This is a genomic window from Sphingopyxis selenitireducens (genome assembly GCF_051550705.1).
Classification (GTDB): Bacteria; Pseudomonadota; Alphaproteobacteria; order Sphingomonadales; family Sphingomonadaceae; genus Sphingopyxis.
Genome location: NZ_JBPULG010000001.1, coordinates 331,514 through 358,300, shown reverse-complemented (window position 1 = coordinate 358,300; position 26,787 = coordinate 331,514). Strand labels below are relative to the sequence as shown.

Annotated in this window: 29 protein-coding genes; 20 read left to right on the top strand and 9 right to left on the bottom strand. The window is 63.8% G+C overall.

The features are described from left to right. Positions 1–163 precede the first annotated feature (163 nt). From ACSYDV_RS01630 to ACSYDV_RS01615, 4 genes are all read left to right on the top strand, one after another. On the top strand, positions 164–1,150 hold the full coding sequence (locus ACSYDV_RS01630) for a Rieske 2Fe-2S domain-containing protein (RefSeq protein WP_438321992.1): 987 nt from the start codon (positions 164–166) through the stop codon (positions 1,148–1,150). 70 nt (positions 1,151–1,220) lie between these two features. Further along, entirely contained in the window at positions 1,221–2,021 is an 801-nt protein-coding gene (locus tag ACSYDV_RS01625; protein ID WP_438321991.1) for an acetoacetate decarboxylase family protein, read from the top strand. Then, complete coding sequence (locus ACSYDV_RS01620; protein WP_438321990.1) at positions 2,021–2,890, top strand: SDR family NAD(P)-dependent oxidoreductase; 870 nt, start codon at positions 2,021–2,023, stop codon at positions 2,888–2,890. The genes ACSYDV_RS01625 and ACSYDV_RS01620 overlap by 1 nt, the downstream gene beginning before the upstream one ends. Further along, positions 2,884–4,227, top strand: a complete 1,344-nt coding sequence (locus tag ACSYDV_RS01615) for an MFS transporter (protein WP_438321989.1) — start codon at positions 2,884–2,886, stop codon at positions 4,225–4,227. The genes ACSYDV_RS01620 and ACSYDV_RS01615 overlap by 7 nt, the downstream gene beginning before the upstream one ends. A gap of 18 nt (positions 4,228–4,245) precedes the next feature. Here the strand turns inward: ACSYDV_RS01615 and ACSYDV_RS01610 are convergent, their stop codons facing one another. Continuing rightward, positions 4,246–5,388, bottom strand: a complete 1,143-nt coding sequence (locus ACSYDV_RS01610) for a helix-turn-helix transcriptional regulator (RefSeq protein ID WP_438321988.1) — start codon at positions 5,386–5,388, stop codon at positions 4,246–4,248. A gap of 223 nt (positions 5,389–5,611) precedes the next feature. On the opposite strand from ACSYDV_RS01610, the gene ACSYDV_RS01605 reads away from it, so the two are divergent. Together ACSYDV_RS01605 and ACSYDV_RS01600 are read left to right on the top strand one after the other, a co-directional pair. Further along, entirely contained in the window at positions 5,612–7,162 is a 1,551-nt protein-coding gene (locus ACSYDV_RS01605; RefSeq protein ID WP_438321987.1) for a FadD3 family acyl-CoA ligase, read from the top strand. A gap of 577 nt (positions 7,163–7,739) precedes the next feature. Then, positions 7,740–8,117, top strand: coding sequence for a hypothetical protein (locus tag ACSYDV_RS01600; protein WP_438321986.1), 378 nt, complete (start codon positions 7,740–7,742; stop codon positions 8,115–8,117). Positions 8,118–8,123: 6 nt separating this feature from the next. Here ACSYDV_RS01600 and rimO read toward each other — a convergent pair whose 3' ends face one another. Beyond that, positions 8,124–9,494, bottom strand: a complete 1,371-nt coding sequence (gene rimO, locus ACSYDV_RS01595) for a 30S ribosomal protein S12 methylthiotransferase RimO (RefSeq protein ID WP_438321985.1) — start codon at positions 9,492–9,494, stop codon at positions 8,124–8,126. Positions 9,495–9,612: 118 nt separating this feature from the next. Between rimO and ACSYDV_RS01590 the strand changes: the two genes are divergently transcribed. Beyond that, positions 9,613–9,939, top strand: coding sequence for a DUF423 domain-containing protein (locus ACSYDV_RS01590; protein ID WP_438321984.1), 327 nt, complete (start codon positions 9,613–9,615; stop codon positions 9,937–9,939). A 10-nt stretch (positions 9,940–9,949) separates the two neighbouring features. Here ACSYDV_RS01590 and ACSYDV_RS01585 read toward each other — a convergent pair whose 3' ends face one another. Genes ACSYDV_RS01585 through ACSYDV_RS01565 form a run of 5 tightly spaced genes read right to left on the bottom strand, consistent with a single transcriptional unit; the run spans position 9,950 to position 13,993 of the window. Continuing rightward, positions 9,950–11,017: a potassium channel family protein gene (locus ACSYDV_RS01585; RefSeq protein WP_438321983.1), complete on the bottom strand. Its 1,068-nt coding sequence runs from the start codon at positions 11,015–11,017 to the stop codon at positions 9,950–9,952. Between the two features lie 33 nt (positions 11,018–11,050). Next, positions 11,051–11,815: a 5'/3'-nucleotidase SurE gene (gene surE / locus ACSYDV_RS01580; protein WP_438321982.1), complete on the bottom strand. Its 765-nt coding sequence runs from the start codon at positions 11,813–11,815 to the stop codon at positions 11,051–11,053. 52 nt (positions 11,816–11,867) lie between these two features. Beyond that, on the bottom strand, positions 11,868–13,151 hold the full coding sequence (gene serS / locus ACSYDV_RS01575; RefSeq protein ID WP_438321981.1) for a serine--tRNA ligase: 1,284 nt from the start codon (positions 13,149–13,151) through the stop codon (positions 11,868–11,870). A gap of 42 nt (positions 13,152–13,193) precedes the next feature. Then, the gene (locus tag ACSYDV_RS01570) at positions 13,194–13,655 is read right to left on the bottom strand and encodes an SRPBCC family protein (RefSeq protein WP_438321980.1); all 462 of its coding nucleotides are present in this window, start codon (positions 13,653–13,655) and stop codon (positions 13,194–13,196) included. Beyond that, positions 13,652–13,993, bottom strand: coding sequence for an ArsR/SmtB family transcription factor (locus ACSYDV_RS01565; RefSeq protein ID WP_438321979.1), 342 nt, complete (start codon positions 13,991–13,993; stop codon positions 13,652–13,654). Before ACSYDV_RS01565 ends, ACSYDV_RS01570 begins: the two co-directional genes overlap by 4 nt. A gap of 262 nt (positions 13,994–14,255) precedes the next feature. Between ACSYDV_RS01565 and ACSYDV_RS01560 the strand changes: the two genes are divergently transcribed. The 4 genes from ACSYDV_RS01560 (at position 14,256) to ACSYDV_RS01545 (ending at position 16,571) form a co-directional block, all read left to right on the top strand. Beyond that, positions 14,256–14,927: a hypothetical protein gene (locus tag ACSYDV_RS01560; protein WP_438321978.1), complete on the top strand. Its 672-nt coding sequence runs from the start codon at positions 14,256–14,258 to the stop codon at positions 14,925–14,927. Between the two features lie 60 nt (positions 14,928–14,987). Further along, the gene (locus tag ACSYDV_RS01555) at positions 14,988–15,299 is read left to right on the top strand and encodes a hypothetical protein (protein WP_438321977.1); all 312 of its coding nucleotides are present in this window, start codon (positions 14,988–14,990) and stop codon (positions 15,297–15,299) included. Positions 15,300–15,637: 338 nt separating this feature from the next. Continuing rightward, a complete protein-coding gene (gene dksA / locus ACSYDV_RS01550; RefSeq protein ID WP_438321976.1) occupies positions 15,638–16,099 on the top strand; it encodes an RNA polymerase-binding protein DksA in 462 nt (153 codons plus the stop codon). Positions 16,100–16,193: 94 nt separating this feature from the next. After that, positions 16,194–16,571 (top strand): PilZ domain-containing protein, encoded by a 378-nt coding sequence (locus ACSYDV_RS01545; protein ID WP_438321975.1) that lies wholly within the window; start codon positions 16,194–16,196, stop codon positions 16,569–16,571. A gap of 47 nt (positions 16,572–16,618) precedes the next feature. Here the strand turns inward: ACSYDV_RS01545 and ACSYDV_RS01540 are convergent, their stop codons facing one another. Continuing rightward, complete coding sequence (locus ACSYDV_RS01540) at positions 16,619–16,777, bottom strand: YdcH family protein (RefSeq protein WP_088473049.1); 159 nt, start codon at positions 16,775–16,777, stop codon at positions 16,619–16,621. A 125-nt stretch (positions 16,778–16,902) separates the two neighbouring features. On the opposite strand from ACSYDV_RS01540, the gene ACSYDV_RS01535 reads away from it, so the two are divergent. Both ACSYDV_RS01535 and ACSYDV_RS01530 read left to right on the top strand, forming a co-directional pair. Further along, positions 16,903–17,100 carry a YdcH family protein gene (locus ACSYDV_RS01535; RefSeq protein ID WP_088473174.1) on the top strand — a complete coding sequence of 66 codons (198 nt, stop codon included), beginning with the start codon at positions 16,903–16,905 and terminating at the stop codon, positions 17,098–17,100. Between the two features lie 87 nt (positions 17,101–17,187). After that, entirely contained in the window at positions 17,188–17,670 is a 483-nt protein-coding gene (locus ACSYDV_RS01530; RefSeq protein WP_438321974.1) for a DUF1465 family protein, read from the top strand. Here the strand turns inward: ACSYDV_RS01530 and ACSYDV_RS01525 are convergent. Further along, a complete protein-coding gene (locus tag ACSYDV_RS01525) occupies positions 17,667–18,749 on the bottom strand; it encodes a DUF2332 domain-containing protein (protein WP_438321973.1) in 1,083 nt (360 codons plus the stop codon). The genes ACSYDV_RS01530 and ACSYDV_RS01525 overlap by 4 nt on opposite strands. A 38-nt stretch (positions 18,750–18,787) precedes the next feature. Between ACSYDV_RS01525 and hisG the strand changes: the two genes are divergently transcribed. The 7 genes from hisG (at position 18,788) to ACSYDV_RS01490 (ending at position 26,508) form a co-directional block, all read left to right on the top strand. After that, positions 18,788–19,444, top strand: coding sequence for an ATP phosphoribosyltransferase (gene hisG / locus ACSYDV_RS01520; protein ID WP_438321972.1), 657 nt, complete (start codon positions 18,788–18,790; stop codon positions 19,442–19,444). Next, positions 19,431–20,723 (top strand): histidinol dehydrogenase, encoded by a 1,293-nt coding sequence (hisD, locus tag ACSYDV_RS01515; protein WP_438321971.1) that lies wholly within the window; start codon positions 19,431–19,433, stop codon positions 20,721–20,723. Before hisG ends, hisD begins: the two co-directional genes overlap by 14 nt. A 10-nt stretch (positions 20,724–20,733) precedes the next feature. Continuing rightward, complete coding sequence (gene nusB / locus ACSYDV_RS01510) at positions 20,734–21,186, top strand: transcription antitermination factor NusB (RefSeq protein WP_438321970.1); 453 nt, start codon at positions 20,734–20,736, stop codon at positions 21,184–21,186. Between the two features lie 13 nt (positions 21,187–21,199). Continuing rightward, a complete protein-coding gene (locus tag ACSYDV_RS01505; RefSeq protein ID WP_438321969.1) occupies positions 21,200–22,087 on the top strand; it encodes an SDR family NAD(P)-dependent oxidoreductase in 888 nt (295 codons plus the stop codon). A 135-nt stretch (positions 22,088–22,222) separates the two neighbouring features. Then, the gene (gene thiL / locus ACSYDV_RS01500; protein ID WP_438321968.1) at positions 22,223–23,152 is read left to right on the top strand and encodes a thiamine-phosphate kinase; all 930 of its coding nucleotides are present in this window, start codon (positions 22,223–22,225) and stop codon (positions 23,150–23,152) included. Positions 23,153–23,285: 133 nt separating this feature from the next. Continuing rightward, complete coding sequence (locus ACSYDV_RS01495) at positions 23,286–24,236, top strand: tetratricopeptide repeat protein (RefSeq protein WP_438321967.1); 951 nt, start codon at positions 23,286–23,288, stop codon at positions 24,234–24,236. A 154-nt stretch (positions 24,237–24,390) separates the two neighbouring features. Further along, positions 24,391–26,508, top strand: coding sequence for a sodium-translocating pyrophosphatase (locus ACSYDV_RS01490; protein ID WP_438321966.1), 2,118 nt, complete (start codon positions 24,391–24,393; stop codon positions 26,506–26,508). Positions 26,509–26,787: the final 279 nt, after the last annotated feature.

Sequence of the window (26,787 nt, the reverse complement as noted above, 5' to 3'; positions counted from 1 at the left end):
AAGCTGGACCCGAATTCACCGATTGTTCGCGAGCAGACACAAACTGTGCGCGATTTTGATCTTACCTCTTGGCGAACAGACGATACACTTCCCGGACAAAGCCCATCGCTCAATGATGGCGTGAACTGGGAGACTGCCGTTGTCAAAGGTCGAACGCTTTCCAATGCCCATTCCCCACGGGTGGTTCGGAATAGGCTATGGCTCGGATCTCGCGATCGGCGATGTCCGGTCGGTCCGCTACTTTGGCCGGGATCTGGTCCTGTTCCGCAATGAGCAGGGTGAGGCAGGCCTACTCGATGCCTATTGTCCGCATCTTGGCGCGCATCTGGGACATGGTGGAACGGTCGAGGGCGATAGCATTCGCTGTCCCTTTCATCACTGGGCGTTCCGGCCCAACGGTTTTTGCAGCAGCATTCCCTACGCCAAGGCTTTTCCGCCCCGAGCGAAGCGTGAAGCGCTTGCGCAGTCCTATCCCGTCGTTGAAAAAAGCGGTGTCATCTGGGCCTGGTATCATCCCGACGATATCGCCCCGACGTTCGACGTGATCGACTATCCCGAATTCACCAATCCCGAATGGGCCGAGCCGATCAAGCGCGAATGGCGTTTTGCGAGCAACCCCCAGGAGATTGCCGAAAATGGCGTCGATGTCGCGCATTTCGCCTATGTCCACTCGATGGATGCGGTGCCCGAGGGCGAGACCGATTATGACGGTGTGCGGCGGCATAGTGTTGCCCGGGGGCATCGCACGATCGACCTGCCGTCGGGCGAGCGCAAGCAATTGCCCTATTCGGTCGACACGCTCCAGAACGGGGCAGGGCAGAAGTTCACGCGGCTGAGCGGGCTTGTCGAACTGTCGCTGCTCGTCATCGCGACACCGGTCGAAGCCGACGATGTCGAACTGCGTTTCTGTTTCACCCATCCGAAGGTCGCGCCGGGCTCGCCCGAGGAAAAGGCGATCGAAGCGGCGATCGAGAGTACTTGCGGGCAAAAGGGCGTCGAGGGCGATATCCCGATCTGGCATAACAAGATCCACCGTGCCCGCCCGTATCTGTGCGATGGCGATGGCCCGATCCTGCGCTTTCGTCGCTATTTCGAGCAATTTTATTCCGATGGACCGGGCGGAAGCCGTCTCGTCGAGGCTGCCGAATAAGCCCTCCGCTTCTGCGGAAAATCCTCACTGTCAAACATCTGCGCCTGCGGGCGCCATAGGGAGAATTGCGATGTCCAGACTGCGTTATGTTCAGGGTCCCGTCGAAACCCGTGCACCGGGCATGCTGCGCAACACCGTTTACGGGATTCGCGCGACATATGAGACCGATCCCGAAGTCATCGCGGCGCTGCTGCCGCAGCCGCTGGTCGCCACCGCAAAGCCCGAAATCTGGCTGCAGATGGTGCATGTGGCGATGCATGTGACCGAAACCGATACGGTCGAGATCGGCGCGCTGACCGTGGGCGTCAATTGCACCCATGAAGGGGCGCCGGGCGCCTATTGCTTCCACATGGCGATGGAAGGCGAAACCGTCGTCACGTCGGGGCGCGAGCGTTTCGGCGAGCCGAAAAAAATCGCGGAGACGCATTTCGAGCGCAATGGCGACCATCTGCGCGCGACCTGCTCACGCCACGGCATCGCCTATTTCGAAATCGAAGGCACGATTGGCGAAGCGATCGATGAGCCGCTGAAATTCGAAGAGCATCTGTTCTGCTACAAGGGCATGCCCTCGATCGATCAGCCGGGCCAGTTCGACGGCGACGTCTTCCTCACCCGCCTTAACTGGGAGCGCAATTATGCCTCCCGCCGGGCGATGACGGGGACGATCACCTTGCGCGATTCGGCCTATGATCCGCTCGCCGATATCCCCGTTCGCCGTATCGTCGACATGCAATATGTCGAAGGCGGGACCGCGACGGGCGGCACGCTGCTGCGCAAGGTTCCGGGCGAATGGATCGCACCGCACTGGGTCGGGCGGCACGATGATCCGCGCAATGTCGGTCTTGATGTCAGCAAGCGGAAGGCTGCCTGATGGACGATTTTTCCGGCCGGGTGGCGGTCGTTACGGGTGGAGCGAGCGGGGTCGGCAAATGTCTGTGCGCCGACCTCGCCCGCGCCGGGGCGCATGTGGTGATTGCCGATATCGATCCGGCGCGGCTGGAAGCCGTCCGCGAGGAGATTGACGCGCTGGGTTCGGGGCAGACGCTGGCGATCGCCTGCGACGTGACCAAGGAAGCATCGGTGCGGGCGCTGGCCGATCAGGTCTTCGAACGGTTCGAGACGGTGCATATCCTGTTCAACAATGCCGGCGTCGGACTGGGCGAAGCGCAGCGCAAGCTGTGGACGCTTCCGCTCAGCGACTGGCGCTGGGGTATCGACGTCAATGTACTTGGCGTCATTCACGGGATTGCTGCGTTCGTGCCGCGTATGATCGAGGCGGGGCAGGAGGGCGTGGTCGTCAACACCAGCTCGACCAACGGCGGGCTGCGTTCGCTTCCCAACACCCCCATCTATGCCGCCACCAAGGCGGCGGTGACGAGCATCTCCGAGGTTTTGCACCAGCAATTTCTGCGCGAAGGCGGCAAGTTGCGCGCTGCCACGCTCTTTCCGGGACCGCACACGGTCAACACCGCGATCATGGCGTCGGGCGAGGTCCGCCCGGCGGATTATGTCGAGAATGAAGCCCAGACCAAAGTCGCCTATCGCACGATGGAGGATCTGGTACGGACGACCGGGCTCAAGCTCAAACTGACCGAGCCGGCAGAGGTGTCTGCCTTTGCGCTCGACGGCATCAGGGCGGGGCGTTTCTGGTTGTTGCCTGAGAGCGAGGAGAATGACGTGCTGATCGCCGCGCGAACCGAACAGATACTGGCGCGGCGGGACCCGCCGTCGGCATGGTGACGGCGGCGGCGTCCGAAGCGCAGGAGGGGCAGCAGGAGGAAGCGACCAAGGGCGGTGTCTATCGCTGGGTGGTCGTCGCGATCCTGTTCACGGGCTACTGCTTCAGTGCGATCGATGCGCGCGTGCTGACGCTGATGGTCGAACCGATTCAGCGCGACCTGAACCTCAGCGATTTCGAGATCAGCCTGCTTCAGGGCTTTGCTTTTTCCCTGCTCTACAGCATCGCCGCGCTGCCGATCGGCCGGTTCGTCGATCGCACCAAAAGGCGCGCGACGCTGATCGTCTGGGGGGTCATCTTCTGGTCGGCGATGACGGCGGCCTGCGGCTTTACCAGCAGTTTCATCGGGCTCTTTCTTGCCCGCGTCGGCGTCGGGGTGGGGGAAGCAACGCTCAGTCCGACCGCCTATTCGCTGATCAGCGATTATTTCGAGCGCCGAAGACGGGCGCTGGCGATCAGCTTCTATGCGATCGGTTATCCGATCGGCGGCGGTCTGGCCCTTTTGATCGGGGGCTGGCTGCTCGCGCGCTTTACCAAAACCGGGGGCGCGACGCTGCCGTGGCTCGGCAGTTTCGAGCCGTGGCAGATGGTATTTCTGTGCGTCGCGGCGCCCGGGGTGATTGTCGCGGCACTGATGATGACGATCCGCGAGCCGGTGCGGCAGGAGCTGGCGGCGAACCTGTCGGTACAAAGCAGTCTGCGCGAAGGGTTCGACTATATTTCCGAACGCTGGGCGCTCTTCGGATCGCTGATCGGCTCGCTTGCCCTGATTGCCCTTTTGGCGATCGGGACTGCGCTGTGGTTTCCGACGTTCCTGATCCGTAGCTATGGCATGAGTCCTGCCGAGGTGGGGATGTCCTATGGAATGGTCATGCTGATCTGCGGTACCGTGGGCACCTTGGCCGGCGGCTGGCTGGCGGGACGATTGATGCAGGGCGGGCGCGCCGATGCCAATATGCGCGTCGTGCTGATTGCGACCTTGCTGAAGGGCGTGCCGCTGGTCATCGCGCCGCTGATGCCCACGGCCTTCTGGTCGTTGACGATGATGGCGATCGGGACGCTGATCGGACAGGCGTCGCAAGGCGTGATGCTGACCGCGATTCAGGATGTGACGCCCAATCAGTTGCGCGGACAGGTCACCGCCATTTCGTTGCTGTTCGTCAATCTGGTGGGAATGGGGCTGGGCGCCAGCGTCATCGCCGCGATCACCGATTTCGGCTTCGGCGATCAGGCGGCGCTGGGCTATTCGATCGCCATTGCCGGTGCGGTCGTGTTGCCGTTGATCATCGGACTGCTTCTCGTCGCCCTTCCGCACTATCGTCGCGCGATCGAGGGCTGACGCCGGGTACAGTAGCGATCAGCCGAGAACGGCGACGCTGCGCAGAATGAGGCGGACGAGATCGGCCTGGCGGCTGACGCCGGTCTTGCTGAGGATCGTCTTGCAATAGCTGCGCACCGTATTCTCGGTCAGGTCCAGCTTTGTGGCGGCTTCGGCCAGACTGAGCCCGGTCGCGAGCAGAGCGGCGAGATGCGCTTCGGAGGGGGTGAGGTCGAAGATCTGGCTGACCAGCCTTTCGACCGGCTGATTATTGTCGAGCCCTGACACATAAACCACCGCAGCGGGGCCCGTCTCGTTGCCAAAGCGCGAGGGCGTCTCGATCGTTCGCACGAGTACGCCCAGATGCCGGTCGCTGTCGGCTTCGACCCGCAAGCCTTCGGCGAAGCCGCCGCCATCGCGCCGCACCGAGACGGCTTGCCCGATGAGTTTCTGTAACCGTGTGTTGGCGGTCTTGCTTGCCAGAGCCAGCCGATTATCCGCAGCGCGGAGCGCGTCGCTCGATTTGAGCAGCGCGCGGCCCGCGCTGTTGGTGCGCAGGATATGACCCTCGCTGTCGAGGATGAAGGTGCAGAGCGTGAGCCGATCAAGCGTGTCGACCATCACCTGAAGCTCGGTCTCGTCGCGGCGCATCCGCGAGAAGAGCGCGAGCGATTGTTCGAGATGCGGACGCAGCGCAAGCAGGACCTGCTTGTCGTCGTCGGTAAAATCCTCTTCGTCCGGGCCGTTGGTCAGGCCGACATTTCCCTCCCACCCTCCGGGTTCGGATATATACATGCCGAGCTGATGCTCGATGCCATAGGGCTGCAATATCTCGCGATAGAAGCGGCTTTCGTGGAGGTCGCCGGGCGAAATAAGCTCGCTCAACCGGAAGATGTCGCCGCCCTTGGTCAGGGCGTTGCGCAGCGGATCGAGATCGCCGATCTCGGCATGAATCGCGTGAATATCGCGCGCTTTGCGCTCGTCGATCGCGAGTGGCGGTCCCCAGATGATCAATGGCGGCGTACCCTGACGGCTGAGGCGCAAGGTGATGGCCGAACTGGTGCAGCGCATCCGACGGCTCAGCGCCTCGAGAAAGCCCAGCCATGGCGTCGATTCCAGCGGCCCCCGATAAAGGAGCGTCACCAGTTCATCGACTTCGGCCACAGGCTTTTCGATCCGCATTCCGACTCCGCTTTCCTTTTGCGTCAAACCCCGATTATCTATGAGGATTGGCGTCGGGTCCGGCAATGATATGTCGGGTCGCAAACGGCAAGGGCGATGGCAAATTGCCTTCCCCCTGAATGGGGGTTGTCGCGTCCCTCCTGGCGCGTCACGCAGCAACGAATAATCGACCGGATGGATGAGTAGAATGTCCATGGACGTCCGGCGCAGGAGACGATTTGCCGTGGCCGAAGCGAAGTTCACGATACCGCATAAGATATTTGCGGCTGCGCGCGCGCATGGCGACACCGTCGCGATTCGCGGCGAAGACGGCACGGAAGTTCGCTACCGCGATCTCGAACCGCTGGTGCGAGCGGCGGCCAAGGGCTTTATCGCGGCAGGTGTGGATCAGGGGGACCGTATAGCGATCTGGGCACCGAATGCGGTAAACTGGATCATCGCCGCCATTGGCGCCCAAGCGGCGGGCGCGGCGATTGTGCCGCTCAATACACGGCTGAAAGGGCGCGAGGCGGGCTATATCCTACGCACCAGTGGCGCAAAACTGTTGCTCACCGTTTCTGCTTTTCTCGGTACCGCCTACCCGCAATTGATTGCGGAAGAAGATCTGCCGGATCTGCACGATATTGTGCTGATGGAGGGCGATGAAGGCGGGCTGTCGTGGCAGAGCTTTCTCGATCGCGGCGCGGCACTTTCGGATGCTGCGGTCGATGCGGGGATGGATGCGCTGGACGAGGATCAGGTCAGCGATATCCTTTTCACCTCGGGCACCACAGGCAACCCCAAGGGCGCGGTGACGACGCACGCCCAGAATATCCGGCTCTATCACGCCTATGGCGAGACGTTGACCTATGGGCCGGGCGACAATTTCCTGATCATCAATCCCTTCTTCCACAGCTTCGGCTATAAGGCGGGTTGGCTGGTGGCGTTGATGCGCGGGGTGTCCGTATTGCCCCACGCCGTTTTCCAGACCGAAAAGGTCCTCGAACGGATCGAGCGCGAGCGCGTCACGCTGTTGCCCGGGCCACCGACCATCTTTCAGAGTCTGCTTGCCGGTCCGTATGACCAGTTCGACATTGGGTCGCTGCGCGTTTCGATCACCGGTGCGGCGTCGGTTCCGGTCACGCTGATTGAGGAGATGCGCGGCAAGCTTGGCATCGACGTTGTGCTCACGGCTTATGGTCTCACCGAAACCTGCGGCGTCGTGACGATGTGCAGCGCCGATGACGATGCCGTGACGGTCGCGAACACCGCGGGGCGGCCGCTTGCCGGGATCGAAGTCAGACTGATCGATGCGGCGGGTGAGCGGGTGGCGGCGGGCGAAGCGGGCGAACTGCTGGTACGCGGTCCCAATGTGATGCGCGGCTATTTCAACGATCCGGCGGCGACCGCGGCGGCGATCGACGACGAAGGCTGGCTGCGCACTGGCGACATCGCGGTGCAGGATGCGCGTGGCAATGTGAAGATCACCGACCGCGCGAAGGACATCTTCATCGTCGGCGGTTTCAACGCCTATCCGGCCGAGATCGAGGGATTGCTGGCGGCCAATCCAGCCGTGATGCAGTCGGCCGTCATCGGCGTACCCGACGAACGTCTGGGCGAGGTGCCGATGGCGTTCGTCGTCCTGCGTCCCGGCACGTCGGCTTCGGCAGAGGATATCACCGCGTGGTGCCGCGACAATATGGCGAATTACAAGGTGCCGCGGCGGGTAGAGATCGTCCATGCGCTGCCGATGAACGCAGCGGGCAAGGTGCAGAAATTCCTGTTGCGGGGATGACGGGTTGTGCCCGAAAATGGCCCGTCCTTATTTCGTCACCCTGAACTTGTTTCAGGGGCCACAGCCTGCCGGTGCCTTTGGCGCGGCGCTGGACGAAAGACCTGACCATGGATGCTGAAACAAGTTCCGCATGACGAAGTTTAAAGCGCGGCTCACCACCCCATTGCCCCCTCCATCGTCGTCACCCCGGACCTGATCCGGGGTCCCGCTTGAAGTCGGGCGCTGGTCGATGCCCTAAAAGCGGGGTCCCTTTGAGTTCACAAACGAAGTGCAACACCTCACACGGGTGCTGCCATGTCGAGATACCGCCAGCCGAAATCTTCAACCCGTTGCACTTCAAATGTGAAGCCACACCCGGATCCAGTCCGGGATGACGAAGAAAGGCAAGGGAGAGCGACCGCCGAAAGGGCGGAAATCTGCGCAACTTCACGCTGGATTTGCTGTTTGTCATCGCGTGTACAAGTCATCTCGCAAGGCTATGCCGTGCGAATAATGTAGGACAGCGGTTTTTGGCCTTGCCCGTTCGGCCAACAGGCGGGCGGTTGTCCGGTCCGGCGATCCAAGCTATTCCGAACTGATGAATGCTGATCGCAACGGCTTCGCTTGGGCTTGCCTGCTACTGGCTGGTTGCAATTCACCCGTCGAGGTTGATCATCCCTTCTATCTGACCTTCACCGAAACCCGCGATCAAATGGCGCTTTATCGATGCCCCGATGGCCCCGATGGCGGATGCGCCCGAGACGGCTTGCCGGGACCGGCTGTGGCGGCCGCGGGAGCGAACAACGACTATCTGGTGGTCAGGACTAGCGCGGGATATTATTATTTCCGGCGTGTCCCTCAGGAGACATCGGGATGGGGAAATAATCCCGAAAAAATCGTCGGACCTTTGACAGCCGAAGAGTTCGGCCGCGCCAAAGCCCAGTTCAAATTACCCGATTTCACCGTCACGCCCTGACGGCGTTCAGTTCGCCACGACCCCGAACAGATCATGCTCGTCGGCATCCTCGATCGCGACATCGACGATATCGCCGGCCTTCAACGTCGCGGCGACGTCGCGGAGGTAGACATGGCCGTCGATCTCGGGCGCATCCGCCTGTGAGCGGCCGGTCGCGCCGATGCTGCCGTCTTCGTCGGCTTCACCGACTTCGTCGATGATGACGGGCAGCGTGCGGCCGATCCTGGCTTCGAGCTTGGCGGCGCTGATCGCGGCGGTCTTTTCCATGATGCGCTGGTAGCGCTCTTCCTTGACCTCTTCGGGGACCTGGTCGTCGAGGGCGTTTGCCTGCGCACCCGCGACGGGTTCGAAGCGGAAGGCGCCGACGCGGTCGAGCTGGGCTTCGTCGAGCCAGTCGAGCAGATACTGGAAATCGGCCTCTGTCTCGCCAGGGAAGCCGACGACGAAGCTCGAACGCACCGCAATGTCGGGGGCGATCGCGCGCCAGTTCTTGAGGCGGTCGAGCACCTTCGCCTCGTTGGCGGGGCGCTTCATGCGCTTGAGGACGCTGGGGCTTGCGTGCTGGAAGGGGATGTCGAGATAAGGGGTCAGCAGCCCTTCGGCCATCAGCGGGATGACCGCGTCGACGTGCGGATAAGGGTAGACATAGTGGAGGCGCACCCAGGGGGCATTGCCTTCGCTGGTCCGAAGCTGGCCGAGTTCGCGCGCGAGGTCGGTCATATGGGCGCGGACTTCGCGGCCATGCCACTGGCGCGGGTCGTGGCGAATATCGACGCCATAGGCCGAGGTATCCTGGCTGATCACCAGCAGTTCCTTCGTCCCCGCAGCGACGAGCTTTTCGGCCTCGCGCAGCACCGCGTCGATGCGGCGGCTGACGAGTTTGCCGCGCAGGTCGGGGATGATGCAGAAGGAACAGCTGTGGTTGCAGCCTTCGCTGATCTTCAAATAGCTGTAGTGGCGCGGGGTGAGCTTCAGCCCGCCCTCGGGAACGAGGTCGATGAACGGGCCTTGGGTGGGCGGCGCCGCTTCGTGGACGGCGTCGACGACCTGTTCGTACTGATGCGCGCCGGTGACTGCGAGGACGTTGGGGAAGCGGGCGCGGATCACTTCGGCTTCATTGCCCATGCAGCCGGTGACGATGACGCGGCCATTTTCGGCCATCGCTTCGCCGATCGCCTCGAGGCTTTCTTCCTTTGCCGAATCGAGGAAACCGCAGGTGTTGACCAGCACGACGTCGGCGCCCGCATAATCGGGCGACAGGCCGTAGCCGTCGGCGCGGAGCTTGGTCAGAATCCGTTCGCTGTCGACCAGCGCTTTGGGACAGCCGAGTGAAACCATGCCGACTTTCGGCTGGGCGGGAAGGGTTTTGGTTGCCATGATCGGGCGCGCCTTTACGCGATTTCGTGGCCCTTGTCACGCGCAGCGCGCGGGGCCATGCGGGGAGGCGTCAAGGCGCGTGGCGATGTACGGGTGCGAAGATGAAGGATGATCACATATGATTGGCGTGTTTGCGGCGATTTCGGCGGCCATTGCGGTCGCGGCGGGGGCGTTCGGCGCGCATGGCGCGGCCGGGCAGCAGGAAGCCGAATGGCTGCGTACCGGTGGATTGTACCAGCTGATCCATGCGGTCGCTGCGCTGGCGATCATGGGCGTGGCGCGCGGGCCGGCGGTGATGCTGCTCGGCGGGTCGGTGCTGTTCGCCGCGACGCTCTATGCGATGGCGCTGGGCGCGCCGCGCTGGCTGGGGGCGGTGACGCCGATCGGCGGCACCTTTCTGATCATCGGCTGGTTGTGGGCCGCGTGGATTTACTGGCGCGCCTGATATCCTGGCGCTAGTCGCCCGGAACGCTCGCTTCGCATTCCTCGCAGCGGATGACCTCGACAATCTCGTCGCCATGTTCAAGGCGCTGTGCCTCGGGCTCCCAGAAACCAAAGGGCTTTCCGGCGCGGTAGATGCGGAGGCCGCGGCCTCCGCTGGCGAGTTCATCGATGCTGCGCCCGACTTCTTCGGCAGCAACCGTGCGCTCGCGCAGCTGGACGCGTCCGCCGATGCCGGCAAGATCGGCCATATAGTCGGCGACATGCGCACCCTGCGCCGATCCCGCGAGCAGCAGCCCGGTGAAGCTGACCGGGTTGATGACATTGTTCGCGCCCGCCTGCCGCGCGAGGAGTTCATTATCCTTTGCGCGGATGACGACGCTGATCGGAACGTGCGGCGCGAGGTGACGGACGGTGAGCACCATGAGGATCGAGGTATCGTCGCGGCCCGCAGAGACCAGCACCGACTGCGCCTCGGCAATGCGAACGTCGACCAGCGTATCGTCGTTTGACGCGTCGCCTTCGAGGATATTGCAGCCCGCCGCCTCGGCCGCATTGATGCGGCCCCGCGCCTGATCGATCACGACGATACAGGCGGGGTCGGTGCCGCGCGCAATCAGTTCCCTGACCGCTTCGCTGCCGCTGATGCCATAGCCGAGCACGACGATATGGTTGGTGAGCTTTGCCTGGATGCGGGCCATACGCCATTTTTCCCATGTGCGCTTGAGGACGAAATTATAGGCGGTACCGACGAAGATGAAGAGCACCATGATGCGGATGGGCGTGACGATCACCGCCTCGATCAGACGCGAGCGGTCGGACACCGGGGCGATGTCGCCGAAACCGGTGGTGGTGACCGAAATCATCGTGAAATAGACGACGTCGAGGAAACTGATGTGGCCGTCGTGGCTGTCCTTCAGTCCCGCGCGGTCGATCCAGTGGACGAGAACGACGATCGCAATCAGGAAGAATGCGACGCCCAGGCGCGTCACAAGGTCGGCCCAGATCGGCCAGTTGCTCGCGCGCTTCAGCATGTGAAGGCCGCTCTGGATATGGAGCTTGGGGTTCGGCCGCTTGCTCATTGCGACCCTTCTGCCAAAGCTGTGCGCGTAACGCTAGCCGCCATAGGCGCCGCGCAGCGCGGCGAGCGAGGCGTCGTGGGTCAGGTCGAGCTGGAGCGGCGTGACCGAGACAAAGCCATCGTCGATGGCTTCCAGATCGCTGTCGTGGCCAAGGCTGTGTTCGATGCCGTGGAGGCCGAACCAGTAATAGCGATAGCCGCGCGGGTCGGTGCCCTCGACGATCGAGCCGCGGCCATAATCGTGGAAGCCCTGACGCGTGACGCGGATGCCTTTAACTTCGGCTGCAGGAAGGGCGGGGAAGTTGATGTTGATCAGGGTGCGCGGCGGCGTGTTCATGTCGAGCAGCGGGCGCAGGACTTTGGCGCCCCATTGCTCGGCTGCCTCGAACGGCACGCTGTCGCCCATGCCTTCCTTGGCATAGACTTGGCTGAGGGCGATCGAGCGAATGCCGGCGAGCGCGCCTTCGATCGCGGCCGATACGGTGCCCGAATAGGTGATGTCGTCGCCCAGATTGGCGCCGCGGTTGACGCCCGAGAGGATCAGGTCGGGCTTTTCCGGCATCAGCTTGCCGATTGCCATCATCACGGCATCGGTCGGGGTGCCGCTGCACGACCAGCGCCGCTCTTCATGCTGGCGGATGCGGACAGGGCGCGAGAGGGTGAGCGAGTGGCCGGCGCCCGACTGTTCCTCGGCGGGCGCGCAGACCCAGATGTCATCCGAAAGCTGGCGCGCGATCGCTTCGAGAACCGCCATGCCGGGGGCGTGATAGCCGTCGTCGTTGGTAAGGAGGATGCGCACGTTTCTGTCTTTCTTTCTTCGTCATGCCGGACTTGATCCGGGGTGACGAGGTTTAGTTGGTCGCCGGGGTAAGGCGAGTGATCCCGCCCATATAGGGCAGCAGCACGTTAGGGATGATGACGCTGCCATCGGCCTGCTGATAATTTTCGAGGATCGCGACGAGCGTGCGGCCCACGGCGAGGCCCGATCCGTTCAGCGTGTGGACGAACTCGTTGCCCTTGACCTCTTCGCGGCGGAAGCGGGTGTTCATACGGCGGGCCTGGAAGTCGCCGCAGTTCGAGCAGCTCGAAATCTCGCGATAGCTGTCCTGTCCCGGCAGCCAGACTTCCAGGTCATAGGTTTTGCGCGCCGCGAAGCCCATGTCGCCGCTGCACAGCAGCATCTTGCGGTACGGCAGTTCGAGCGCTTCGAGGATCGTCTCGGCGGCGCGGGTCTTGCGCTCGAGTTCGGCGTCCGAGTCCTCGGGACGGACGATCGAGACGAGTTCGACCTTCCAGAACTGATGCTGGCGGATATAGCCGCGCGTGTCGCGCCCAGCAGAGCCTGCTTCGGAGCGGAAGCAGGGGGTGAGCGCGGTCATGCGGATCGGCAAATCAGCCTCGGGAAGGATTTCCTCGCGCACCGCGTTGGTCAGGCTCATCTCGGATGTCGAAATGAGCCAGCGGCCGTCGGTGGTCTGGAACAGATCCTCGCGGAATTTCGGGAGCTGCGTCGTGCCGAAGGCGGCTTCGTCGCGGACCATCAGTGGCGTTGCGCATTCGGTGTAGCCGGCGTCGATCGTCTGGCGGTCGATCATGAACTGGCCGAGCGCGCGTTCGAGCCGCGCCATCTGCCCCCTCAGAAAGGCAAAGCGAGCGCCGGACATTTTGGCTGCGGTTTCGAAGTCGAGGCCCAGTGCGGGGGCGAAGTCGGCATGCTCCTGCGGCGCGAAATCGAAGCTGCGCGGGGTGCCCCAGCGCGAAATTTCGACATTGCCTTCCTCGTCCTCGCCCTCGGGAACGTCGGCAGCGGGCAGATTGGGAAGCGCGGCGAGCATGTCCTGCAGCGCCGCAAGCTGTTCGCGTTCGGTGTCTTCCTTCGCGGGCAGCGCAGTCTTGAGCTCTGCAACCTCGGCCTTCAGCGCCTCGGCCTTGTCCTTGTCGCCCTGCGCCATCGCCTGACCGATCAGTTTCGACGCCTCGTTACGGCGAGCGAGCGAGCCCTGGATTTCGGTCTGCAGCGCGCGCAGCGATGCGTCCATGGCGAGGATATGGGCGGACAGGGGTTCGAGGCCGCGGCGCGCGAGGCCGGCGTCGAATGCTTGCGGGTTGTCCCGGATCAGGCGGATATCGTGCATGGCCGCGCTATGGCGTTGCCGCCCGCGCCGCGCAACCCCGTCCTATCGTTCCACCAAACCAGCGAGTTGGCCGATCGCGGTGCCCCAGCCGTCTTGGAAGCCCATTTCATCATGCTTGCGGCTGTCTTCGGGGTTTTTGTGGAGGACGCGCGCAGAATAGAGCGTGCCGCCATCCTGTGCCGCAAAGGTCAGGATCGCGGTGATCGCGAGCCAGGGTTCGACGGGCTGCCAGCCCTCGGTCAGGACGGTCGTGAAGACCAGTCGCTGTTCGGGGATGGCTTCGAGGAAACAGCCATCGACATGGGGCTGAAATTCGCCGCTGCCCTCGCGCATTCGCGTCACGAAGCCGCCGCCGGGGCGCAGGTCGAGCTTGACGACCTGACATTCGATCGGCGCGGGAATCCACCATTTTTCTAGATGGGCGGGGACGCTCCAGGCGTTCCACACCGCGGCGGGCGGGGCGGCGATGAAGCGTGAAATCGTCAGTTCGGTCTGGTCGGTCATTCTTCGCTCCCATGTTTTTGTGATTCGACGAAGGCGGCGAGGCGGTCGGTGCGCCCTTGCCAGATCGCGCGTTGCTCGCTCAGCCAGTCCTCGGCTGCGGCGAGGCGATCGGCATTGAGGTGGCAGGTGCGGACGCGGCCGCGCTTTTCGGAGCGGATCAGCCCCGATGCCTCCAGCACCGACAAATGTTTCATGAAGGCCGGAAGTCCCATGGCGAAAGGCTCGGCCAGACGCGTCACTGGCGCGCCGCCGGTGATCAGCCGGCCGATCACCGCGCGCCGGGTCGGGTCGGAAAGGGCGTGGAACACCGAATCAAGCGCGGGCTGTTGGTTCACCATCTGGAAAAGTATATATAATAGTTTTCCGGATGGCAAAGTAATTCCCGTGCCCATAAAAAGGGGCCGCCCGATGAAGGGCGACCCCAGGGTTGGCGGTCCGGGTTGCCCCCCTGACCCCCAGTGGATGGCTTAGGCCGCGTCGGTCCCGGCGCTGTTCCGGCTGGCCGCGCGGCGACGGACGACGAGCGCTGCTGCGGCGGCGCCGAACAGCAGGATCATCGGCGGTGCCGGCACAGGGGTCGGATCGCCCGATGAGCTGCTGGTGCTGCCGTTCGAGCTGGACGATGAGGAACTCGACGACGAGCTGCTGCTCGACGAAGAGGATGATGATGAACTGCTGGTGGTGCCGAAGCTGCTGCTGCCGCCGGTTGCGCCGGAGGAGGTGGCGCCGCTCGACGAGCTGCTGCTCGACGAAGAGGAGGAACTGCTCGACGACGAGCTGCTCGATCCGCCCGAACTGCCATGCCCGTGGGACGAACCGCCCCAGCCCGAGCTGCCATGGCCGTGCGAGCTGCCGCCGCTCGACGAGGATGAACTCGAAGACGAGGAACTGGATGACGAACTCGACGACGAACTGCTGCTCGACGACGAGGATGTGCTGACATTGCCCGAAGAGGTCGAAACCCCGCCGGTCGAAGTGCTGACGCTTCCGGTCGAGGTCGAAACGCCGCCGGTCGAGGTCGAGACCCCACCCGTCGAAGTCGAGACGCTGCCGGTGGAGGTCGAAACGCCCGAAGAGGTACTGGTGGTCGAGCTGAGGCCGCCGGTGGTCGTCGAGGTGACGACGATGTTGCCGCTGCTGCCGCCGCCGCCGCCGCCAAAGCCGCCGCCGAAGAAGCCGCCACCGAAACCGCCGCCAAAGCCGCCGCCGATCACGGTCACGCCGCCGCCGCTACCGCCGCCGCCGAAACTTTGCTGCGGGAAGGGGGCGTAGGGGATCGGGGGAAGCGGGATCGTCTGCGTCACCACTTGCGTCTGCGGCGTTTCGGTGCGGATGATGCGTTTGGTCGTCACGACGCGGCGCACGCGCTTGACGGGCTTGCGCGCCGCATGGCGCTTGCGCACGACCGGCTTGCAAGGCGTGCACGATGGCGCCTTGCGAACCTGTGCCGCGGCGGGCACTTCGGCGATCTTCATCGCACCGCTGCCAATGATGGCGCCGCCGCAGGTGCAGGCGCAAAGTTTGGCGAGAGCCATTCGGACAGACATCAGGTTTCTCTCTTCTTTCCCGTTGCGGGCGATTGGCGCCGCCGGCCCGGCACCAGTTCACACGATCAGCTACGGCCAAAAGGCCAAGGCTTTGTGAACACGGCAATCGCGTTAACCGCGTTCACCTGTCCGACAGCGGGAATCGGGGGGCGGAATCAACCCTGAACACGGCTTCTGTCCCAAAACAGCACGAAAATGGCAACAATTCTATGCCGCTAGGGAGGCTTTGTCTCAATTCTGGTCGTTTTGACAGGGTCGGGCGGCGGCGAGAATCATCGGGTGCCCGGAAAATAGTTCACCGCCGATTCACTTGAACCGCATTAGTTGGTCGCTTCGGCGCTTGTGTAGAAACCAGTGGCTGGTTATAGGCCCGGCGCATTCCCCGGTCTGCCACCGCGGCGGCCGCGGCGAGAGGAAAGGACGCAAGCCTTCGTCATGCCGACCCAGATTGCCGACATTGGCGCCGACGCGCTTCTACAAGCCAAATCAAACCTCGATTCGGACTATATTCCCAGCGACGACGAAGAGTTTATGAACGAGCGGCAGCAGGAATATTTCCGCGGCCTGCTTCGCGCCTGGAAAAAGTCGATCCTGACCGAATCCGAATCGACGCTCGCGCATCTGCAGGACGGGCCGCTTCGCGAACCCGACCTGGCCGACCGCGCCTCCAGCGAAACCGATTGGGCGATCGAGCTGCGTACCCGAGACCGCCAGCGCAAATTGATCGCCAAGATCGATTCGGCGATTCGCCGCATCGACGAGGGCGAATATGGCTATTGCGCGGTGACCGGCGAACCGATCTCGCTCGCCCGGCTGCAGGCACGCCCGATCGCGACGATGACGCTGGAAGCGCAGGAACGCCACGAGCGCAACGAACGCATTTCGCGCGAAGATTGACCTTCTTCTAACGGTTTACGTTTCCGCAACGGCTCTGTCCTAGATTAACCGCCTCGGTATTTTTGCGGGGGTATGGTTCGCAATGGATGGTCGAATGGCGGTTGTGCCGGAAGAAGAGGGAGCGGCACTGCCGCGCGGCGATGATCGGGACAGCCTGTTTTTGCAGGCGGGCCTGCTGATTCCCGGTAGCACGGACCCCGTCGTTGTGCGGGTGCGCAACCTGTCGGCAGGCGGGATGCTCGCCGAAAGCCCGGCCCCGGTGACCGAAGGCACCGCCCTCGCGGTCGAACTGGGCAATGTCGGTACGGTGTCCGGGCGCGTCGTGTGGGCTGGCGAGGGCAAGTTCGGCATCGCCTTTGACCGCCAGATCAATCCGCAGGCGGCGCGCCGTCAGGTGGTTAGGGAATCGGATTTGCCGGCATATCTGCGGCGCAGCGGGCTGGAGCCTGTGCCAATCTACCGCCGGCGCTGATGTTTCCGGGGGGAAGCATCAGCCGGCGGTAGCGGCTGAATGGTCGATCAGGCGATCGTGACCATCTCTTCTTTTATCCTGAGCTTTTGTTTCTTCATTTGCGCCAGCAGGCCCACATCGGGGGCGGGGCGGCGCTCTTCATTCGCAATTTTCACATCAAGGTCCGCGTGACGGGACTTCAGGGCGGAAAGGTGCGACATGCTCATTGGCCATTCTCCTTTTCGACTCGATTGGCAGGGCCGAGTAAATCACGAATCGCCCCCTATGTCGTGACGATTCGGCCAGACGGTGCCCGTTGCGGACCAACCGTGATCGTGGCAGGAGGGTGTCCGTGAACCCCGACGAAATTTCCCAGCGCCTCGAGCTACTTCGCGTCGAGCATCGTGATCTCGATGCCGCGATCATCGCGCTTGCCGACGGCGCAGTGCCCGACCAGTTGCAGCTTGCGCGGCTGAAGAAACGCAAGCTGCGGCTGCGCGACGAAATTCAATGGTGCGAGGATCAGCTGCTTCCTGACATCATCGCCTGAGCGCCGGGCTGATTCAAAACGGGACAGCGGCGTTTTTCATGGTTACCGCCATTGCGGATCAAGGCGGGGCCGTGCCATTCCGGGTCCATGCTCAGCGCCCAATCGCATATCGACAACACCAACCTTCCGTTACAGCGCGCGCAGGTCGAAAACCTCTATATCGATGCGATGCTGCTGGCCGACGAGGCGCATGCGGCTTTCGCGGACCAGCGCGAACTGAACCGGACGACGGCGGGTAACGAGCGCGAGGCGGCACTGTTCCTGATCGACCTTGCCTGCGAGGCGTTGAAAACGACGACGCGGCTGATGCACATCATCGCCTGGCTGCTCCACCGCCGGGCGATGATTGCGGGCGATCCCGGCGCGGCAGTGAACGACAGTGCGGCGCGGATCGGTGATCCGGTCGCTGCCGACTGGGATATTTGCGACCGCTTCGACGAGCCCGTCCGCCGCATCATCGCGGCGAGCGAGCGCCTGTTCGATCGCATCGCGATGCTGGAGGCCGGGTGGCAGGCGCCTGCGGCGACGCCGGTGCAGCAATTGATGGCACAGCTCGAAGCCCGGCTTTAGGTCGCCAGCCACTCGATCCATGCGCCATGGGCATGTGCGCGGCCCAGCATTTTCGGGGCGCCGTTGCCTGGCCAGTGGCGCACCACCAGTTCGTGAAGATGCACCGTGCGGTTCGCCTCGAGCGCGATCCATGCGAGGAGGCGCCCGGCGGTCGCGCGGGCGCCCGCGGCCTCCATTGCCGCAGCGACGCGCACCTGCTGGTCGGCGGGGACATATTGCCAGACGATCGAGTGCATCAGCACGCGTGTCGTGCCCTCGGCCTGCGGTTTCGCGAGTTCGGCCTCGATGAAATCGGCGGCGTTGCTTTGGACAAGATCGGGCTTCTGCGCCTCGGCCGCCGCGATCGCGGCCTCGATACGCGCGAAGCGGATATGATGTTCGGGCCAGACATAAGCCTTCAGCCGTAAAGCCTGCGCCGGATCGGTCAGATCGACCGGCGCGACGTCACAGCCTTTCAGGCCCGCAAAGCCGATCTTGTGCTGCGGCGGATGACGGCCCTGCCATTCGGGAGTGAAGGCCATCACCCCGGGCTGCGGTCCCACATGCGCCCCGGCGAGATCGTAATGATAGCGGTCGATCATCAGATTGATTCCCGCGCTCGACCCGATTTCGAGGCAGTCGAACATCGGCGGCAGCCCCTGTTCGGTGAGCCACAGCATCGCGGCGATGAAGTTCGACGACCGCCCCGCTTCGTTGGTCTGCGGCGGTCCGTCGAGCCATGGCAGCAAGGCGGCCTCGTGCCGCGCGGCGACTCCGGCAACGATCGTGGCATCGTTGATATCCTCGGCATCGGCATAGATGGGGGCGAGTTCGTGCGCGGTTCCCGCAAGGTGGAGCGCGTGGAGGCCGCCGGCGGCGCGCAGGGGCAGCGCGTCGGCGAGCGGGGCGCCTTTCCAATTGGCGATCCGCCGGGCGAACTCGCTTGCGGGATTGTCGATCAGCGTCGCGAGCGCGGCGACGATCCGCGCGGTGATGGGAGCGTCGTTGGCGCGGCAATAAATGACCTGATTGGCAAAGGCCGCGCGGATCGCTTCGCGTCCGGCACCGGCCATATCGAGAAACTCGTATCGCTCGCTCATTGCCCTTTTTCCCGTCGCCGCCTATGTGCGCGACGCTTATGCCCGAACCGATCATCTTTGCCATCCCCAAGGGACGGATCCTCGACGAGGCGCTGCCGCTGCTCGCGCGCGTCGGTATCGAACCTGCGGCGGACTTCTTCGATCCGAAGAGCCGTGCGCTGATCTTTGGGACCAACCAGCCGCATATCTCGCTGATCCGGGTGCGCGCGTTCGATGTCGCGACCTTTGTCGCGCATGGCGCGGCGCAGCTGGGGATCGTCGGGTCAGACGTCGTCGACGAGTTCAACTATAGCGAGCTTTATGCGCCGGTGGACCTTGGCATTGGCCATTGCCGCCTGTCGCTGGCTGGCCCGGCAGACAGCGCGCCGCCGGGAATCGGAGCGAGCCATATTCGCGTCGCGACCAAATATCCGGGAACGACGCGCCGCTGGTTCGAGGGGCAGGGCATTCAGGCCGAATGTATCAAGCTGAATGGCGCGATGGAAATTGCGCCGAAGCTGGGACTTGCCTCGCACATCGTCGATCTGGTCTCGACCGGAAAGACGCTCGTCGAGAACGCGCTCGCCGAGCAGGTGGTGATTTCGCAGGTTTCGGCGCGGCTCGTCGTCAACCGGGCGGCATTCAAACTGCGCTCGGCCGAGGTGCCGGCGCTGGTCGAGAAATTCCGGCAGGCGGTGGGCGATGCGGCGGCTTGATGCTTCGGCGCCCGGCTTTGCGGCCGCGTTCGACGCGCTGGTCGATGACCGGCGCGAAAGCGCGTCCGACGTGTCGGCCGACGTCGCGGCGATCGTCGCGCGGGTAAAGGCCGAGGGCGACGCCGCGCTCGCCGAATATACCGCAAAGTTCGACCGCTTCGACCTTGATGCAAGCGGGTGGAGCATTTCGAAGGAGGAATGCGCCGCAGCCTATGAGGCGCTGTCGCCTGAACTTCGCGATGCGCTGAACCTCGCTGCGACACGCATCCGCGCCTATCATGCCGCGCAGCTGCCCGAGGACCGCGATTACCGCGATGACACCGGCGCCCGCCTTGGCGCGCGCTGGAATGCGGTCGATGCTGCGGGGGTCTATGTCCCCGGCGGGCGCGCGGCCTATCCCTCGTCAGTGCTGATGAACATCCTGCCCGCGAAGGTCGCGGGCGTCCGCCGCATTGTGATGATGACGCCCACGCCCGGCGGTGAGGTCAATCCCGTCGTCATGGCTGCGGCGCATATCGGCGGAGTCGACGAAATCTGGCGCGTTGGCGGGGCGCAGGCGGTTGCCGCGCTCGCTTATGGCACCGACAAAATCGCCCCGGTCGATGTCGTCACCGGCCCCGGCAACGCGTGGGTCGCCGAGGCGAAGCGCCAACTCTACGGCGTCGTCGGTATCGACATGGTCGCCGGGCCGAGCGAGATTGTCGTCGTTGCCGACGCGAAGAACGAACCGCATGTCATCGCCGCCGACCTGCTCAGCCAGGCCGAGCATGATCCGACCAGCCAGTCGATCCTGTTCACCGACGATGCGGCCTTCGCCGATGCGGTCGCTGCCGCGGTCGATGCGATCATCCCGATGCTGACGACCGCCGCGACGATGCGCGAAAGCTGGGATGCCAATGGCGCGATCATCATCGTGCCTGCGCTCGCCGACGCGATCCCGCTCTGCGACCGGCTCGCCGCCGAACATCTCGAACTGGCGGTCGATGCCGACGAGGCCGACGCGCTGTTCGCCAAAGTGCGCCACGCGGGTTCGGTCTTCCTCGGCCGCCACACGCCCGAAGCGATCGGCGATTATGTCGCGGGTCCGAACCATGTGCTGCCGACCGGCCGCCGCGCGCGTTTTTCGAGCGGACTGTCGGTCACCGATTTCATGAAGCGCACCAGTTTCCTTGCGCTCGATCCGGCGGCGCTCGCCGCGATCGGGCCCGCCGCAGTCGCGCTGGCCGGCGCCGAGGGGCTTCCCGCCCACGCGCTATCGGTCAGCCAGCGTCTCAGCTAAGAAAAGAACCATGAAGAAACGCTCCCAGTCCCGCTCCGCCGCCCGTCTCGCCGCCGTTCAGGCGCTCTATCAGCATGAGATGGAAGCGACCCCGATCGCCAAGCTGATCCATGAATTCCATCAGCACCGCATCGGCGCGACGATCGAAGACGATGAATATGCCGACGCCGATACCGAATTTTTCGATGATCTGGTGAAGGGTACGCTCGCACGGCTGGACGAAATCGACGTGGCGATCGTCTCGCGGCTTGCCAGCGGCTGGTCGATGGACCGGCTCGACCGCACGATGAAGGCGATCCTGCGCGCCGGTTCCTATGAACTGCTGGCGCGCAGCGACGTGCCGATCGGCGCGGTGGTCAGCGAATATGTCGATGTCGCCAAGGCTTTCTTCGACGCGCGCGAGGCGGGCTTTGCCAACGGCCTGCTCGACGCGATCGGCAAGGATGTGCGGAAGAGCGCCTGAGGCGAATGCGGGCGTGACCGAAATCAACCCGATCCGTTTTGACGGACAAGTCGCGCTGATCACCGGCGCGGCGCGCGGCATCGGCCATGCCTATGCCCGGCTGCTCGCCGAGCGCGGCGCGGCGGTCGTGATCCATGATGTGGGCGCCGATTCGGACGGTCAGGGCAGCGATCCTGCCATCGCCGAAGGCGCCGCCGACGCATTGCGGCGCGCGGGCTGGCAGGCGTCGGCAGCGCATGACGCGATCGATACGCGGGATGGCTGTCACGCCCTCGTCCGGTCGGTGCTGGACGCGCATGGCCGGATCGACGTGCTGATCCACAATGCCGGATGGGTTGGCTATCAAAGCATCGAGACATTGGAGCCGGCCTTTCTGCAACGCGCGCTTGCGCTTCAGGTCGAAGCGCCGCTGTGGCTGGCGCAGGCGGCATGGCCCGCGATGGTGGCGCAGGAGCATGGCCGCATCCTGTTCACGACGTCCGACCGCGCGCTCTATCCGCAATATGCGTTGAAGGGCCTGTCGGCTTATGCGGCGTCGAAGATCGCACAGGTCGGGGTCATGAATGTGCTGGCGCTCGAAGGCGCCGATCATCATATTTGCGTGAACGCGATCTCGCCGGTCGCCAAGACGCGCATGTGGGGCGTCGAGGATGAACCCGACGAATTGCACCCCGAAGCGATTGCCCCGGGCGCCGTCTGGCTGGTTTCGCGCGATTGCCGCGAATCGGGCTGGGTTCTGCGCGCCAGCAACGGGCAATTTCATGCTGTGCGTCCGATTGAGGCGAGCGGGGTCGATTATCCCCGCAATTTGCGCGCCGTCGCGGCGGACACGCCCGAGGCCGTGGCGGCCGCGTGGTCGCGTATTGCGGTTTCGGAACCCGAGCGGCGGTCGTCACGTTAGAGCCAGTGTTTCTCTGACTGAGTTTTTCCAAAGATTCGTTCGTCCTGAGCTTGTCGAAGGACGGTCCTTTTTCTGATACCGCGGCAAAAGGAAGAACGGCCCTTCGACAAGCTCAGGGCGAACGGAGGTTATGCTTTGAGCGAAGCCGATTTCATCACCCGCCTGCGCGCCATCGCGACCGATCCCGCCGCGCGCGGGCTCGCTGACGACGCTGCGGTCTGGGAGGGGCTGGTCCTGACCCACGACATGATCGTCGAGGGCATTCATTTCCTGCCCGACGACACACCGCAGGATGTGGCGTGGAAACTCGTCGCGGTGAACCTGTCCGACCTTGCCGCCAAAGGCGCCGTGCCGGTTGGCGTGCTCGTCGGCTATAGCCTCGGCGACGATGCGTGGGACGCGGCCTTTGTCGACGGGCTGGAGAATGTGCTGCGCCGCTTCGGGGTCATATTGATCGGTGGCGACACGGTGCGCGTACCCATGGGAGCGCCGCGAAGTTTTGGCCTGACCGCGATCGGCCGCGCGCCAGAGGGCGGCGCGCCCGCGCGCAGCGGCGTCCGGCCGGGCGACCAGCTATGGGTGACGGGGACGATCGGCAATGCCGGGCTTGGCCTCGCGATGCGGCTGGGGCAGGTGGAGGCGAACGAGGCGTGCGTGGCCGCCTATAATCGCCCGCAGCCGCAGGTGACCTTTGGCCAGGCGGTCGCACGCCATGTTCATGCGATGATGGACGTGTCCGACGGACTGCTGATCGATGCGCAGCGCATGGCCGATGCCAGCGGGTGCCAGTTCGGTATCATGGTCGAAACCATCCCGCTGTCGGCGGCGCTGCTCGCGGTGCGTCCCGACATACTCGATACCAGGCTGGCGGCGGCGACGGCGGGCGACGATTATCAGCTGCTTTTCGCCGCCGACCCGGCCGTGGCGGCGCGCATTCGCGAGATTTCGGCGGGGCTCGACATCGCCGTGACGCCGATCGGCCATGCGGGCGTCGGCGAGGGAATTGTCCTGACTCACCATGCCCAGCGTATCGCGCTGCCTGCACGTTTGGGCTTCATGCACTAGTCGAGGTACCGCACCGGTGGTGCAGTGGGAGAATTTCGCTTTGAAATCGGTTCGGATGTTGGCGGTCTGCTTCTCAGGCTTTTTGTGCGCGGCATTTCCTGTGCAGGCGGTTGCGTCCCCAGAGGTCGCAATCGTGCAGGCGCAAACGGTCGATCCCGACCCGTCAACCGCTGACGACGAAACGCCCGATCACATTGCGGCCCTGACCGCCGAATGTGATGCAGACGATGCCAAGGCCTGCACGCGGCTCGCCTATAATTACCACGAAGGCGAGGATGTCCCGCAGGATGACGTGCGCGCGACCGCGCTTTTCGCGCGCGCCTGTCATCTGGACGACATGACGGGCTGCAGCATGTCCGGATATGCCTATGGTGCGGGCCGGGGCGTCGAACAGTCGGATGAGCGCGCTGCCGCCTATTATGCCTTTGCGTGCCACGGCGGCGAGGCGACCGCCTGTTCGAACCTCGGGCTTTCCTACATCAACGGCGACGGGGTTCCCGTGGATACCAAGCGCGCCGCGCAGCTGTTCCAGCAGGCGTGCGACCTCGACAACATGGATGGATGCGCGAACCTCGGCGCATCCTATTCGCTGGGCAAGGGGGTTGCGCCGAACCAGCGGCGGGCGGCGCGGCTTTTCGAGCGCGCCTGCAAGGCCGACGACCAGCACGCCTGTTATAATCTGGGCGTGCTGCACCGCGACGGCCTTGGCATGCCGCGCAATTATAAAAGAGCTTATGCGCTGTTCGAGCAAAGCTGCGCCGCCGACGATGGCGCGGCGTGCGGCAATCTGGGCATGCTGGTCAACGACGGGCGCGGCGTGCGCCCGGACCGTCAGCGGGCGCTCGAACTTTTCGATCGAGCGTGCGGGATGGGGCAGGCCGAAAGCTGCTTCACGCTGGGACGGGCATATCAGACCGGAAAGGGCGTCGAGCGCGATTCTGCGCGCGCGATCGCGTTGCTCGAACGAACACTGGAACTGGACCCCGACACCGACTCCGCCGGGGAGGCGCGAAAGGCGCTGGACCTCGAACGCGATGCGGGCGCCGGGGCCGCTCAGCATAAGTCCCGGAAAACTGCCGAATAACCGGCCTTGCCCTTGGCTGGCTTTCTTCCCATAACTTGGCGTCCAAAATTTGGGGCGGTCGCACGGGGGAGAGGGCGAACCGGCAATCAATAAGTCGGACGTGCTCGACTGCTATCTCTGCGTCGCCCTTCTCAATGGGAAGGAACAGTCACGCATGAATCCGATTTTGATCGCGATAGCGTGCGGCATTATCGCCGTGCTCTATGGATTCATTACCTCCCGGCAGGTGCTGGGCGCCTCGGCCGGTAATGAAAAAATGCAGGAAATTGCCGCCGCCATTCAGGAGGGCGCCAAGGCCTATCTCGGCCGCCAATATCGCACCATCGCCATCGTCGGCGTCGTCGTCGCCATTCTCGTCGGTTATTTTCTCGGCGCGATTTCGGCGACGGGTTTTCTGATCGGTGCCATTTTGTCGGGTGTCGCCGGTTTCGTCGGCATGAATATTTCGGTGAAGGCCAATGTCCGCACCGCAGCGGCGGCGCAGACCGGATTACAGGCGGGACTGACCATGGCGTTTCGCGCCGGCGCGATCACCGGGCTGCTGGTGGCAGGGCTCGCGCTGCTCGCGATCTCGGTCTTCTTCTGGTATCTGACCGGCCCCGGGGGTTTCACCGTCGGCGGCGATGACCGCACCGTCGTCGATGCGCTTGTCGCGCTGGCGTTCGGCGCCTCGCTGATCTCGATCTTTGCGCGTCTCGGCGGCGGTATCTTCACCAAGGCCGCCGACGTCGGCGCCGACCTTGTCGGCAAGGTCGAGGCCGGCATTCCCGAGGATGATCCGCGCAACCCCGCGGTCATCGCCGATAACGTCGGCGACAATGTCGGCGACTGCGCCGGTATGGCGGCCGATCTGTTCGAAACCTATGTCGTCACCGTCGGTGCGACGATGGTGTTGATGGCGCTGCTGCTCAAGGGAACGGGCGACATGCTCCTCCCGCTGATGAGCCTGCCGCTGTTGATGGGCGGTGTCTGCATCATCACCTCGATCATCGGAACCTATTTCGTCCGTCTCGGCGGCGGAAAGAATGTCATGGGCGCGATGTACAAGGGCTTCCTCGTCACCGCGGTTCTTTCGATCCCCGCGATCTGGTTCTCGACCAGCTATGTGCTGAAAGGCGACATGGCGACCGATATCACCGGGACCGATTTCAACGGCAGCGACCTTTTCTATTGCTCGCTGCTCGGCCTCGTCATCACCGGGCTGATCATCTGGATCACCGAATATTACACCGGCACCAATTATCGCCCGGTGCGTTCGATCGCCAAGGCATCGGAAACGGGCCATGGCACCAACGTCATCCAGGGTCTGGCGATCAGCCTTGAATCGACCGCGCTGCCGACGCTGGTGATCTGTGTCGGTATCGTCGTCGCCTATCAGACTGCAGGGATTGTCGGCATCGCCTTTGCGGCAACCGCAATGCTGGCACTTGCGGGTATGGTTGTTGCACTCGACGCTTATGGTCCGGTTACCGACAATGCCGGCGGCATTGCCGAAATGGCGGGGCTCGATGACAGCGTTCGCGAAAAGACCGATCTGCTCGACGCCGTGGGCAATACGACGAAAGCGGTGACGAAGGGCTATGCCATCGGTTCGGCGGGCCTCGCGGCGCTGGTGCTGTTCGGCACCTACACCGCCGACATCACCGAATATTCGGCGAAGCTCGGGCTGACCGAGCCGCTGACCTTCTCGCTGTCGTCGCCCTATGTCATCGTCGGGCTGCTGCTCGGCGCGCTGTTGCCTTACCTCTTCGGTGCGTTCGGTATGACCGCCGTGGGCCGTGCGGCGGGCGAGGTGGTCAAGGATGTTCGCGAGCAGTTCAAGAACAACCCCGGCATCATGACCTATGAAACCAAGCCCGACTATGCGCGCACGGTCGATCTGGTGACCAAGGCGGCGATCAAGGAAATGATCATTCCGTCGCTGCTTCCGGTGCTCGCACCGATCGTCGTCTATTTCGTGATCCGCGCAGTGGCGGGTCCGGCGGCGGCGCTCGAAGCGCTCGGCGCGCTTCTGCTCGGCGTGATCGTCGGCGGGCTGTTCGTCGCCATCTCGATGACCTCGGGCGGCGGCGCATGGGACAATGCCAAGAAATATATCGAGGACGGCAACCACGGCGGCAAGGGCAGCGAAGCCCATAAGGCCGCGGTGACCGGCGACACCGTCGGCGATCCGTACAAGGATACCGCGGGTCCGGCGGTCAACCCGATGATCAAGATCACCAACATCGTGGCGATCCTGCTCCTCGCGGCACTGGCACACGGCGCGGCATAACGCGCTGCCTTTGCGGGTAAAGAAGAGCCCCGTCGGAGCGATCCGGCGGGGCTTTTTGTTTATCGCGATCGTCACCCCGGACTTGATCCGGGGTTTGTATGTCGGTTTTGGGGTTAAGCTGCCCTTTAAACTTCGTCATGCTGAACTTGCTTCAGCATCCATGGTCAGGTCTCTCGTCCGGCGCCGCGCCAAAGGCACCGGCAGGCCGTGGACTCTGAAACAAGTTCAGGGTGACGAAATCAGTAAGGTCGACTTTTAGTCATTGACGGCCGATCTTGT